Origin of the sequence: Hymenobacter defluvii (assembly GCF_017589435.1) — a bacterium.
Classification (GTDB): Bacteria; Bacteroidota; Bacteroidia; order Cytophagales; family Hymenobacteraceae; genus Hymenobacter; species Hymenobacter profundi.
On record NZ_JAGETX010000007.1, the window covers coordinates 183,356 to 195,846 of the forward strand.

9 protein-coding genes are annotated in these 12,491 nt (G+C 57.7%); 5 read left to right on the top strand and 4 right to left on the bottom strand.

The annotated features are described in order from the left end of the window. Positions 1 to 22: 22 nt before the first annotated feature. On the top strand, positions 23 to 1,609 hold the full coding sequence (locus J4D97_RS14095) for a glycoside hydrolase family 32 protein (RefSeq protein WP_208308100.1): 1,587 nt from the start codon (positions 23 to 25) through the stop codon (positions 1,607 to 1,609). A gap of 175 nt (positions 1,610 to 1,784) precedes the next feature. Here the strand turns inward: J4D97_RS14095 and J4D97_RS14100 are convergent, their stop codons facing one another. The 3 genes from J4D97_RS14100 to J4D97_RS14110 all read right to left on the bottom strand — a co-directional run bounded on the left by J4D97_RS14100 (position 1,785) and on the right by J4D97_RS14110 (position 5,476). Continuing rightward, positions 1,785 to 2,750 (bottom strand): glycoside hydrolase family 43 protein, encoded by a 966-nt coding sequence (locus J4D97_RS14100; protein WP_208308101.1) that lies wholly within the window; start codon positions 2,748 to 2,750, stop codon positions 1,785 to 1,787. 20 nt (positions 2,751 to 2,770) lie between these two features. Beyond that, entirely contained in the window at positions 2,771 to 4,321 is a 1,551-nt protein-coding gene (locus J4D97_RS14105; RefSeq protein ID WP_208308102.1) for an alpha-N-arabinofuranosidase, read from the bottom strand. Between the two features lie 177 nt (positions 4,322 to 4,498). Continuing rightward, on the bottom strand, positions 4,499 to 5,476 hold the full coding sequence (locus tag J4D97_RS14110) for an arabinan endo-1,5-alpha-L-arabinosidase (RefSeq protein ID WP_208308103.1): 978 nt from the start codon (positions 5,474 to 5,476) through the stop codon (positions 4,499 to 4,501). A gap of 291 nt (positions 5,477 to 5,767) precedes the next feature. On the opposite strand from J4D97_RS14110, the gene J4D97_RS14115 reads away from it, so the two are divergent. The 3 genes from J4D97_RS14115 (at position 5,768) to J4D97_RS14125 (ending at position 11,249) form a co-directional block, all read left to right on the top strand. Then, the gene (locus J4D97_RS14115) at positions 5,768 to 6,871 is read left to right on the top strand and encodes a LacI family DNA-binding transcriptional regulator (protein WP_208308104.1); all 1,104 of its coding nucleotides are present in this window, start codon (positions 5,768 to 5,770) and stop codon (positions 6,869 to 6,871) included. 112 nt (positions 6,872 to 6,983) lie between these two features. Further along, positions 6,984 to 8,573 carry a family 43 glycosylhydrolase gene (locus tag J4D97_RS14120; RefSeq protein WP_347879347.1) on the top strand — a complete coding sequence of 530 codons (1,590 nt, stop codon included), beginning with the start codon at positions 6,984 to 6,986 and terminating at the stop codon, positions 8,571 to 8,573. Positions 8,574 to 8,771: 198 nt separating this feature from the next. Further along, a complete protein-coding gene (locus tag J4D97_RS14125; RefSeq protein ID WP_208308105.1) occupies positions 8,772 to 11,249 on the top strand; it encodes a glutaminase family protein in 2,478 nt (825 codons plus the stop codon). Between the two features lie 18 nt (positions 11,250 to 11,267). On the opposite strand, the gene J4D97_RS14130 is transcribed toward J4D97_RS14125, so the two are convergent. Beyond that, complete coding sequence (locus tag J4D97_RS14130) at positions 11,268 to 11,642, bottom strand: 4-fold beta flower protein (protein WP_185282953.1); 375 nt, start codon at positions 11,640 to 11,642, stop codon at positions 11,268 to 11,270. 387 nt (positions 11,643 to 12,029) lie between these two features. On the opposite strand from J4D97_RS14130, the gene J4D97_RS14135 reads away from it, so the two are divergent. Beyond that, a complete protein-coding gene (locus J4D97_RS14135; RefSeq protein WP_185282954.1) occupies positions 12,030 to 12,455 on the top strand; it encodes an STAS/SEC14 domain-containing protein in 426 nt (141 codons plus the stop codon). Positions 12,456 to 12,491 lie beyond the last annotated feature (36 nt).

Genomic DNA, 12,491 nt, shown 5'->3' on the forward strand with positions numbered 1-12,491 from the left:
CACCCACTCTCCAAACCTGCTTATGAAATACTCGCTCTTTCTATTGCTGGCCTTTGCCGGCTTGGCGGCGTGCAGCTCCGATTCCAGAACCACGACCAGCGCTGCCACAGCTTCCGCTGCGCCAGCATATTCTGCCGCCGTGCCGCTAGCCACGCCACAATACCGCCCCGCCTACCACTTCACGCCGGCCGCGCACTGGATGAATGACCCCAATGGGATGGTGTATTATCAGGGCACCTATCACTTGTTCTTTCAGTACTACCCCAAAGGGATGGTATGGGGGCCCATGCACTGGGGCCACGCCACCAGCCCCGATATGGTGCGCTGGCAAGAGCAGCCTATTGCCCTGTATCCCGATAGTCTGGGCTATATCTTCTCGGGCTCGGCGGTGGTAGATGCCAACAACACAGCAGGTTTTGGTAAGAACGCTATGGTAGCCATCTTCACCCATCACGACCCCAAAGGCGAAAAGGCCGGCACCAGTACCTACCAGCATCAAAGCCTAGCCTATAGCCTTGATGGGGGTAAAACCTGGCAGAAGTACGCGCAGAACCCGGTTCTGAAAAATCCTGGTATCAAGGATTTTCGTGACCCGAAAGTGAGTTGGCACGAAGCCACCAAGCAGTGGGTGATGACTCTGGCTACCCTGGATCGCATCACGTTCTACTCCTCCCCAAACCTTAAGGACTGGACCAAACTCAGTGAGTTCGGTGAAAAGCTGGGCGCCCACGGCGGCGTGTGGGAGTGCCCCGATCTATTTCCGCTTACGCTCAACGGCAAGACGTACTGGGTGCTCATCGTGAACCTGAACCCCGGCGGACCCAACGGCGGATCGGCCACGCAATACTTTGTGGGCCAGTTTGATGGGAAAATCTTTATGCCTCTCAACGACAAAACCAAATGGGTCGACTACGGCCCCGACGAGTACGCCGGCGTGACGTGGAACAACACCGGCAACCGCCGCCTGTTTATGGGCTGGATGAGTAATTGGGAATACGCCAACCAGGTGCCTACCTCGCCCTGGCGCAGCGCCATGACCACCCCGCGCGAGCTGGGCCTGCGCCAGGTGGGTAGCGAAATTTACCTCACCTCGCAGCCGGCCGCCGAGTTGCGGAACATAACAGGCAAAACCACTACCCTGCAAAACGTAACGGCCAAAGCGCCCACCGACCTCACCGCCCGCCTCAACAGCACCACCGACAAGCACCGCCTGACGCTCAGCACCAAGCAGCTAGCCAGCTTTGAGTTGGTGATGAGCAACGCAGCCGGCGAGGAACTGGTACTGGGCTACGACCAGGCTGTCAAGCAGTATTTCATCGACCGCAGCAAGGCAGGCAAGAACAGCTTCAGTCCCAAGTTCGTGGGTAGGGCCGTGGCCCCGCGCCTGAGCACGGCCGTCGGCACCGAGCTAACGCTCTACTTCGATGCGGCCTCCGTGGAGCTGTTCGCTGATCAGGGCCTAACGGTGATGACCAGCATCTTTTTCGCCAATAAGCCCTTAACAGCTATCAAATTACGATCAGCAGAAGGCATCACATTTCAACAAATCAGCAGCACACCGCTGACTACTGAAGCAGCCAGCAAAGCGTCTACCGTTGGCGCACGGTAGGTAGGGTAGGCATGTAAAAGCAGACCGTCATTTCGAGCTTGCTGAGGAATCTCGCGTGCTGACAAAGGTTACTACCTATCAGCAGCACGCGAGATTCCTCGGCAAGCTCGAAATGACGGTCTGTTGCGCGGCGTCTTGTTGCGCGACGCTTTGCTTAACAGGTTTGCCGTGTACTCTACTTCGCTGGCTGCACGCCTTCCGAAGTCATTTGCACGCGCTTAAGCGTACCGTCTTTGTTGTAGTAGAGGTAGTCGATGCAGACGGAGCGGTGGTAGCTGCTGCCGCCGGTATTCACCCCGCCATTGTGGTAGATGAAGTACGATTTGCCCTTGAAATCGATGATAGCCTGGTGGTTGGTGTTGGAGTTTCCGGCTATTTCGTTCAGGATGCCCTTGTACTCCCACGGCCCGGTGAGGCTGCGGCTCATGGCATAGGCAATTTTTTCGGGGAAGCCAGTGGCGTAGCTCAAGTAGTACCAGCCGTTGTGTTCGTGCACCCAGGGTGCCTCCGTAAACTGCGGCACCTCAATGGTTTGGATGGGGCCGTCCAGCTCCGTCATGTTGGACTTGAGCTTGGCGTAGCGGCACACCGTATTGCCCCAAAACAGGTAGGCCTGACCTTTTTTGTCGATGAACACGGTAGGGTCGATGTCGTCCCAGGAGATTTTGCTCTCCGTCATGTTGTTGGTAATCAGCGCCGAGCCACGGGCATCTTTGAACGGGCCAATCGGGCTATCGGCCACGGCTACCCCAATGGCTTTGCCTGGAATGGTGCCGTGCTCTACGGCCGCATACCAGTAGTACTTGCCGTTGCGCTCAATTACCTGCGAGGCCCAGGCATCGTCTTTAGCCCAGGTAAACTCCTTCACGTTCAGCGGCGAAGGGTGTTCCTTCCAGTTCACCATGTCCTGAGAGGAGTAGCACAGCCATTCGTGCATCACGTAGCGCTCCTGCTGGGGCGGAGCCTCATCGTGGCCGGTGTAGAGGTACACGGTGTTGCCCTGCACCAGCGCGGCTGGGTCAGCGGTATATTTTTCGAGGATGATGGGGTTGCTGCCGGGTTTGCGCGGGGGTAGGGTAGCGGGGGCTTGCGCCAGGGCGCTAGTAGCGGCCAGCAGCAAGGGTAGAAAAGCGAGTTTCATGCGAGTTTTTTAGACGATACCTACTTCAGTTCCAGCACAACCACTGACTTGGGCGGTAGAGCCACCGTCAGGTTGCCGCCTTTTTTCTTAGCGCCCTTAAACTCAGCCAGCTTGAGGTTGTTCGGCTTCTCAAACGTGTTGTAGTCGCTCACGCTATTCGAAGTCAGGATACGGCCCGACACATTCTTCCAGTTCACGCCGGGTAGGGCGGTTTCCAGGTTGATGGTCTTTTTGGTGTCGAGGTTCACCAGCGAAATGTGCACCGCGCCGTTCTTATCCTTGGAGGCCGAAGCGTTCAGAGCCGGAATTTTCTCGTTGCCCATCACGTAATCGGGGCTCTTGAAGTCGAGGGGCATGTACTGCGCATCCTGGTGCACTTGGTACAGGTCGAAGACGTGGTAGGTAGGCGTGAGCAGCATCTTCTCCTTGTCGGTGAGCACCAGGGCTTGCAGCACGTTCACGGCCTGGGCCAGGTTGGCGCCCTTCACCCGGTCGCAGTGGTTGTTGAAGATGTTGAGGGTAGTGCCGGCCAGCAGCGCGTCGCGCAGGGTGTTCTGCTGATACAGGAAGCCGGGGTTGGTGCCGGGCTCCACGTCGGTCCAGATGCCCCACTCGTCTACCAGCAGCGCCACGCGCTTCTCTTTGTCGTACTTGTCCATGATGGCCGCGTGCCGGGTTACGATGTCGTCCATTTTCAGTCCGTTGCGCAGGGTGTTGAAGTACTGCTGCTCATCAAAGCCCGTGGCCGCGCCCTTGCTGCCCGTCCAGCTGCCGGTGGGTAGGGTGTAGTAATGCAGCGTGAGGCCCCACATCATGTTGGTGGGTATCTTCTTCATGCACACTTCCGTCCAGTTGGCATCGTCGCCGTTGGCGCCGCTCACAATTTTCTTCAGCTTGGTACCGGGGTAGTCGTGCGCGAAGGTGGCGTAGCGCTTATACACATCAGTGTAGTACTCGGGCGTCATGTTGCCGCCGCAGCCCCAGCTTTCGTTGCCAATACCCCACCAGCTCACCTTGTAGGGCTCGGCGTGGCCGTTCTTTTTGCGCTCCTGCACCATGGGCGTGTCCTCGTTGGAATTGAGGTATTCCATCCAGTTGCTCATTTCCTCCACCGTGCCACTGCCCACGTTGGCGGCCAGGTAGGGCTCGGTGCCCAGCATGTCGCACAGCTCCAGAAACTCGTGCGTGCCGAAGCTGTTGTCTTCCAAAGTATTGCCCCACCATAGGTTCAGCATTTTGGGGCGCTGGGCGGCTGGGCCTACGCCGTCGTGCCAGTGGTAGGTATCGGCAAAGCAGCCGCCGGGCCAACGCAGGTTGGGCACGTGAATTTTCTGCAACGCCTCCACAATATCCATCCGAATACGACCTTTCTTGGGCACATTCAGATCCTTGTCAACCCAAAAGCCCCCGTAGACGTTGCGGCCCAGGTGCTCGGCAAACTGCCCCTGAATGTGCTTACTAACAATGAGTTTGGGGTCGCCGGGCTGCACGGTCATTTGCACTGTTTGGGCAGAAGCAGCAAGAGCAGTCAGGCTAAGGCCCGCCGCCGATAATAGGTGTTTATAGCGCATGTGGTGGGTTGGTGATGGAGTAATGATTCACTGGCGAGTTTAGGTAGGCGCTACTTATTGTAAGCAGTTCGGAAAGTGCACAGTGGGCAACGCATATCGAAACTCGCCGCTGGTAAAGGTAAAACGATTTTACAATCGCGCAATCGATTGTGTAAAAAACAACCAGACCGCTGGCCGTTATTTGGTACTAACGACTGGCCAGCCGGCTGCGTCCCAGCGCATGGTTTCTATGCGCAGTTTGGGGTGTGCTTTGTCGTTCGCATCGTACCCGTGAAAAATGAGGTAGTCGGTGTTGTTGAAGGTAGCTACGGCGTTGTGACCTACGCCATACCAGTTTTTGTCGCCTTCCAATACCAGCGTGCCACCGCCTTGGTCGAGGCGGGCGCCGGTGCGGTCGAGGTAGGGGCCGCGCACGTCTTCGGCCCGGCCTACCATCATTTTGTAGGTGCTCTGCGGACCGCGACAGCAGTAGTCAAATGAGGTAAACAGGTAGTAATACTTGCCTTTTTTGAAGATAAAAGGCGCTTCAATGGCCCCGTCGCCGGGTAGGGAGTCGTTCAGCTTGGGGTCGCGGGGACGGTGCGCAATGGTGCGCCACTGTTGCGGCTCGGCGGGGCCTGTGAGGTCGGGGCGCAGTTGCACCAGCTTGATGCCGTCCCAGAAAGAGCCAAACGTCAGCCATGGCGCACCGGCCGCATCGCGCACCAGGTTGGGGTCGATGGCGTTCCACATATCCCTCCCCGGCACCGATTGCACTACTAGGCCGTGGTCCACCCATTTGAAGTCAGGGGAGGTAGGGTCTAGCGTTTTGTTGGTGGCCAGCCCAATAGCCGAGGTGTTCTTCCCGAAGGCCGACACCGAGTAGAACAAGCTGTATTGGCCGTTGGCGAATGAAATATCGGGTGCCCAAATGTGGTTCTTGAAGCCCGGAATGGCCTTCACAGCCCACGCAGGCGCCGTGGCAAACACCGGTTTCTGGGGTTGCCAGTGCTGCCGGTCTTTCGACGACCATACGGCAATGCCCGGCCCGGTACAGAACATGTAGTAGGTACCATTTTGCTGAATCATCACCGGATCGTGGGCCGGAATAAGCGGCGTTTGGGCCTGCAACTGGTGACTCAGTAGCAAAAACAGCCACAGTAAATGCTTTTTCATATATTGGTTGAGGTTTACATAAACGATTGTGTAAGGATGCTAGTTAAGTAAATTCGTTCGGGAATGCCAGCCGGCTCGCTACCCAATGTGCCGGCCAACCGGCGCCGGGGGTAGGGGCAAGTTTTACCCGCCAGCATTCCCGACATACCTATCTTTGTTTGATACAACCAAATAGGCCCCTACACCTGCTTGCACGCACGAAAGTGTAAAGTAGGTTGTATGGAACAAAACGCAGTGGCTTCAACTGACTGTAAACGCCGCAGTCACAAAAATTAGAACAGACAATAACGTATGGCCCCTCGCTCCAAGAAAATAGTGGATGCTACTAGTAGCCCCATATCCATGGCCGATCTGGCCCGTGAGCTGGGCGTGTCCATGACCACCATTTCGCGCGCCCTAAGCGACCATCACAGCATTGGCCCGGCCACCAAGCAGAAGGTGCTGAAGCTGGCCAAAAAGCTCAACTACCAGCCCAACCACTTGGCCGCCGCGCTGCGCAAGGGGCAGAGCAAGCTCATCGGCGTGATTGTGCCCTACATTGAGGGGCGCTTCTTTGCCACCGTGGTGCACGGCATCGAAACGGCTGCCAGCAAGGCGGGCTTCAACGTAATTATCTGCCAATCGAGCGAGGATGTGGCGCAGGAGCGCAAAAACGTGGAAACCCTGCTCAGTGCGCAGGTAGCCGGCATTTTGGTTTCGCTCTCACGGGATACCAATGACTTTCGGCACTTCGAGAAAGTGCGCAAGCGCGGTATTCCGTTAGTTTTCTTTGATAGGGTGCTGGAAAGTGACACGGTGAATGCCGTGGTGCTCAACGATTACGATGGAGGCTACCAAGTGACGCGCCATTTGCTGGAGCAAGGGTGCCGGCGTATAGGCCACTTTGCCGGCCCGCAGCACTTGAACATCTACCGCAACCGCCGCCAGGGCTACCTCGACGCACTGGAAAGCTACAACCTACCCCTCGACGAGCAGCGGATTGTATACTCCGATATGACGCTGGAAGACGGCTCCGAGGGCATGCGTCAACTGTTGGCCCTGCCGGATGGTGGGGTCGACGCGGTGTTTTCGGCCGGCGATACGGCTGTGCTGGGTGCCTTGCAGTTCCTGAAAAGCAAGCAGGTGGCGGTGCCGCAGCAGGTAGCGCTGGCGGGCTTTAGCAACGAAGCCTTTACGGCCATTACCGAGCCCATGCTCACGTCCGTTGATCAGCGCTGCGAGGAAATGGGGCAGGCGGCTGTGCGCTTGTTTCTGGAATTGGTGGAGTCGCAGGACAGCGCTTTTCTGCAACGGCAGGTGATTTTGCAGCCCCGGCTATTCATTCGTGAGTCGTCGTTGCAAGGCACCCCTTCTTTAGATACGCTATCAAAGCAGGCGACTAAGATACCTTGCTAAATGGTTTTAGCAGAGAATGAAGTAAGAACTTGCGGTGTATGCAAACGTTTGCATATATTGCCAGCGGAGCCTGTTGGGTTCCGTTGCCGCATCTTTCTTTATTCTCTACACCGTGACGTTTTCTCTTCTTTCCGCTGCCCGGCAGCATGCCATGTTACTGCTTGTAGGTGGCCTGAGCGTAGGCGCCTGTCAGCAGTCAACAGCGCCCACCACCGCAACTACTCCGGCGCCTGCCACTACTATTGCCAATCCCATTTTGCCCGGCGACTTCCCGGACCCCTCAGTGGTGCAGATAGGCGACACGTATTGGGCCACGGCCACTACCTCCAACTGGGGACCTGTTTTCCCGCTGTTGAAATCGAAGGATTTAGCTAAATGGGAGCTGGTGGGCCACGTATTTCCGGAGGGCCGCCCAGACTGGGCCGATTACTACTTCTGGGCCCCCGAAATCAGCCAGGAAGGCGGCAAAACGTACGTGTTCTATACAGCGCACCAGCGCGGCGGTAACTTGGCAGTGGGAGTGGCCTCGGCCGACACGCCGGCCGGCCCCTACCACGACCACGGCCCACTAGTAGGCCAGCCCGATGGCTCCATCGACGCTTTCCCGATGCGCGATGAAAACAACCAACTCTACTTGATCTGGAAGGAAGACGGTAACAGCATGAGCCAGCCTACCCCCATCTGGGCCCAGCGCCTCAACGACGACCGCACCGCGCTACTAGGCGAAAAACAGGAGCTGTTTCGCAACGATGCCGCCTGGGAAGCTGGCCTGGTAGAAGGCGTGAGCATGGTGCGCCACGAGGGCTATTTCTACGCCTTCTACGCTGGCAATGGCTGCTGCGGCAATGGCTGCACCTACGCTACCGGCGTGGCCCGCTCGCGCAACTTGTTGGGACCGTGGGAGAAATACAGCAAAAACCCGATTATGGTGAACAACGACACCTGGAAGTGCCCCGGCCACGGCACCGTGGTGCAGCGCGACGGCCGCTGGTTTTTGCTGCACCATGCCTATGATAGCCAGGGCTTTCAGAATGTAGGCCGCCAGGGTGTGTTGAGCGAGTTCACGTGGAATGCCGAGGGCTGGCCCGAGTTCCAGGGGCGCAGCACCACCGTAGGCGCCGCACCGGCCCTGACGGCGCATAACCTGACCGACGAGTTCACGAAGGCTACCCTGCTGCCTACCTGGCAGTGGCCGGTAGAGCACAAACCTACCTTTCAGGTGAAAGACGGCCAGCTACGCCTCACGGCCAGCCCCGAAGGCAGCGGTGCGGTGCTGGGTCAGCCTACCTACACGACAACCTATACCGTTACAACCACGCTGCTAAACCCGGCCGCCCTACCCACCGGCGCCACGGCCGGCCTCACCGCCCACGGCGACCCCGACAACGCCCTGGCTCTTACGGCCGGCGGTGGCCACATGCAACTGTGGCAGCGCATTAAAGGCCAGCAAAAGGTATTGGCTGACATGCCGTTGCCGGCTACCAAAACCCTCCAGTTGCGCATGCAGGTCGAAAAAGGGAGCCAGTACCGCTTCAGCTGGAGCATCGACGCGGGCAAAACCTGGCAATCGCCGCCAACCACTACCCCGGTGGATGGCACCTACCTACCGCCTTGGGACCGGGGCGTGCGAGTAGGGCTGGTGGCCCAGGGCCCAGCATCGGCCACTGGCACATTCGAGAATTTCACGCTGGTCAATCAATAAGGATAGTTGTCAGGTATGAGCGAAAAAACGCTGTCATCCTGCGCTTGCGAAGGACCTGATGCCAGTTGAAAGGCTGACGTAACAACAACTTGTTCTCCCGTGATAAGGTCCTTCGCTGTGCTCAGGATGACACCACTTCTCAACCTTAACGACCAAACTCTACCAACCAATAACTCACCTAACCTTCTTTCTATCTGTATGATGCGTATTTCCCGGATTATGCTGGTGCTGGGCAGCAGCTGGCTTAGCATTGGTGGCCTCCTGGCCCAGACCCTGCGCCCACCGGCTTACCCCCTCGTCACCCATGACCCCTATTTCAGCATTTGGGCCTTCAACGATACGCTGACGGCCGCGCCTACCCGCCACTGGACCGGCGAGCCGCAGGCTATGGAAGGCATGGTGCGGGTGGATGGCAAAACCTACCAATTTCTGGGCAAAGCCGCGGCCGAATACCGCGCCGTGATTCCGACGGCGCAGGAAAAGCCGTATGAGGCGCGCTACACCTTTACCAAGCCTGCCGATGGTTGGGAGAAAACGACGTTTGCGGCCGCCAACAGCTGGAAAACCGGCCCCGCGCCCTTCACCGACAACCGCAGCCTGAAAGGCACCAACTGGACAGAGGGCGACATTTGGGTGCGCCGAACAGTATCGGTGCCCGCGCCGCTGCCCACCGGCAAGCTCACGCTGCTACTCTGGCACGACGATGATGTGGAAGTGTACCTGAACGGTGTGCTGCTAACCAAGCAAGAAAAATTCAACGACAAGTACGCCTACTTTGCTGTGCCCGAAGCGGCGCGCAAGGCTCTGCACACCGGCGAAAACGTGCTAGCCATGCACTGCGTCAGCCCGCAGGGCGGCGAGCATCTGGATGCCGGTCTGTATATCGAGATGCCGCAGCAGCGCCTACCCACGGCCCGCCAGACGGGCGTGACGGTCACGGCCACCCAAACCAACTATACCTTCGAAGCCGGCCCGGTGCGCCTCACGGCTAATTTCCTCTCGCCGTTGTTGCTAGATGAGCTGGAAACCGTGGCCCGCCCCGTGAGCTACATCACGCTGGGCGCTGCTGCCACCGATGGCAAGCCCCACACCGTGCAGGTACTCCTGACCGAAGCCGGCACCGTGGCCGCCAACTCGCCTTACCAAAACATGCAAACCCAGGCCGGCAGCGACGCCAGCCTAACGTGGCAGGCGGTAGGCACCACGGCGCAGCCCGTGCTGGGCCAAGCCGGCGACAACGTACGTATTGATTGGGGCTACGCCTACCTGGCTGCGCCCAAAGGCGCACAAACAACCAGCGGCACCACCTCGGCCTTGCAGAGCGCCTTTACGCAGTCGGGCAAGCTCGCCGCGAATAGCAAGCCGCAAACCGGTGCGGCCCAGCGCGTAGCCTTAGCTACGGTGCTGGACATGGGCCGCGTAACGAAGCCCACCGAGCAGCACGTACTGTTGGGCTACGACGACCTGTACTCGGTGCAGTACTTCGGGCAGAACCTGCGCGGCTGGTGGCGCCGCGACCCGTCTATGACGATGGCGAAGGCCCTGCAAACGGCTGAGAAAGAATACACGCGCCTACGCCGCAAGAGCACGGAGTTCGACCAAAAGATGTATGCCGATGCCCAGGCCGCCGGTGGTAAGGAGTACGCCGACCTCTGCCAGCTGGCCTACCGCCAGGCCATTGCAGCCCACAAAATCGTGGCCGGCCCGAAAGGGGAGGTGTTCTTCTTATCGAAGGAGAACTTCTCAAACGGCTCCATCGGCACTGTGGACGTGACCTACCCTTCGGCACCCATGTTTCTGCTCTATAATAATGAACTGGCGAAGGGCTTGCTGCGCTTTATCTTCGATTACAGCGAGTCAGGCCGATGGAAGAAGGACTTTCCGGCGCACGATATCGGCACCTACCCTTTGGCGAATGGCCAGACCTACGGCGAGGACATGCCCGTGGAGGAAGCCGGCAACATGCTGATTCTGACTGCTGCCGCTGTTAAAGTGGATGGCAAGGCCGATTTCGCCCGCGAGCATTGGCCTACCCTCACCAAGTGGGTAGGGTTCTTGAAGCGCGATGGATTCGACCCAGCCAACCAGCTCAGCACCGACGACTTTGCCGGTCACCTGGCTCGCAACACCAACCTCTCGGTGAAGGCCATCATGGGTATTGCCTGCTACGGTCAGATGGCCCAGCAGCTTGGCGATAAGAAAACGGCCGACGAATACATGGCCCTGGCCCGCGATATGGCCAAGCGCTGGCAAACCATGGCCCGCGACGGCGACCATTACGCCCTTACCTTCGATAAGCCCGCCGGCTCCTGGAGCCAGAAGTATAATCTGGTGTGGGATAAGGTGCTAGACCTGAACGTGTTTCCAAAAGAGGTGGCCCAGCAGGAAATGGACTTTTACCTCAAGCACCAGCAGCGCTACGGCCTACCCCTGGACAGCCGCAAGACCTACACCAAATCAGACTGGATCATGTGGACGGCAACGCTAGCCGACCGCGAAGCCGATTTTAAGGCACTGGTAGCGCCGGTGTGGCAGTTTGCCAACGACACGCCCGTGCGTGTACCCCTCACCGACTGGCATGAAACCACCAACGCCCGTCAGGTTGGGTTTCAGGCTCGTTCGGTGGTAGGCGGTTACTTTATCAAGCTCCTGTCGGATAAGATGACGAAGAAGTAAAGGCGTGTTGGAGCTGGCTTACTGCGCGAAGTAGGCCGGCCCCGATAGGGTAGACCAATCGGTGGCCCGGCGGCGGCGGGCGGGCCGCGCTTTACGGCGGGTAGCGTTGCGGCGCGGCGTAGCGCGTTGCAGCCAGTAGCAAGGCGTGGGCTGCGAGGTGTCGACAGCAGGCCGGCGCGGACCACCAGTGGCCGTGCTCATAAACAAGGCCGGGTTGCCGTTGCGGTCATACACCCACCCTTGGTGCAGCCACCCCAAGTAGCGCCCATTTACGGCATAAAGCAGATCTTCTTCAAACCAGGCCAGCAGGCGGCCGTTGGCATCATATAACCCCTGGCAAGCCGGATCAACGTACACGACGGGCTGCCCGGTGGTATCGTACAGTGAAATCATGGTGCAGAGACGAAATAAAATAGTGATAGAATAAAGGCTGAAAAAATAAACGCAATCCGATAGGTTATCGGATTGCGTTTTGCATTAAATACGCTGTATTTTAATTGCAAATAGTTGATAATTAGATTTTTATATTACTGTAAGTAGGATTAAGTTATGTTGAAGCACGCCGTGTTACCAGACAATGCAGTAAGACGTGGGTTGTACTTAGTTATATTGAAATTATACTACAAACGATAGCCGAGTAGTAGGGGTAGGTAGGGTTGGTGATTAAGCAGGCGAAATAGCCTGTAAGCATTTGTTTTTGCGGCTACAGCTCCACTATGCTCACAACTCTGCCGGTCAATTCGTCGTAACGGCAAACTACTATTTACCCGACTCCCTCCAATGAGTGTTGCTCCTTTGCTTCCTATCTATTTCGAAAACGGTGCTGGCCGGATTTTGGAAAATGCATCCGGTCGTTATTTATACCTAAAATGGAGTGCTAATGAGCGCGATACCGAAACGTTTCGGGCACTGCTCAATCATGTGGCACGGGCCTTGGTACGGCATAAGTGGAGCAAGGTGTTGGCCATTCAACAGGTTATGCAGCCGCTGAATGAAGAAGAGTTGAATTGGATGTTGCAGGAGTGGCTACCACACGCCATGCACGAGGCCGGCTACCGGCACGGGGCCATTGTATTGCCGCACCAGGTAGACGCCCGCCTCACTACTAGTCAGCTCACCAACAAAGCCCAGCAGCAAGCCATGAACTACCAGACATTTGAGGAAGAAACCGAAGCGGCTACCTGGCTTATGCACCAACCCGATTAACTAAGTATCGTTTCCGCCTTTTCTTCACGAGCAACC

Excerpts from the sequence above, each read along its gene's own strand:
- J4D97_RS14135 (WP_185282954.1), top strand. The coding sequence starts at position 12,030 with ATGAGTGTTGCTCCTTTGCTTCCTATCTATTTCGAAAACGGTGCTGGC.
- J4D97_RS14110 (WP_208308103.1), bottom strand. The coding sequence starts at position 5,476 with ATGAAAAAGCATTTACTGTGGCTGTTTTTGCTACTGAGTCACCAGTTG.
- J4D97_RS14105 (WP_208308102.1), bottom strand. The coding sequence starts at position 4,321 with ATGCGCTATAAACACCTATTATCGGCGGCGGGCCTTAGCCTGACTGCT.
- J4D97_RS14100 (WP_208308101.1), bottom strand. The coding sequence starts at position 2,750 with ATGAAACTCGCTTTTCTACCCTTGCTGCTGGCCGCTACTAGCGCCCTG.
- J4D97_RS14115 (WP_208308104.1), top strand. The coding sequence starts at position 5,768 with ATGGCCCCTCGCTCCAAGAAAATAGTGGATGCTACTAGTAGCCCCATA.
- J4D97_RS14125 (WP_208308105.1), top strand. The coding sequence starts at position 8,772 with ATGATGCGTATTTCCCGGATTATGCTGGTGCTGGGCAGCAGCTGGCTT.
- J4D97_RS14130 (WP_185282953.1), bottom strand. The coding sequence starts at position 11,642 with ATGATTTCACTGTACGATACCACCGGGCAGCCCGTCGTGTACGTTGAT.
- J4D97_RS14095 (WP_208308100.1), top strand. The coding sequence starts at position 23 with ATGAAATACTCGCTCTTTCTATTGCTGGCCTTTGCCGGCTTGGCGGCG.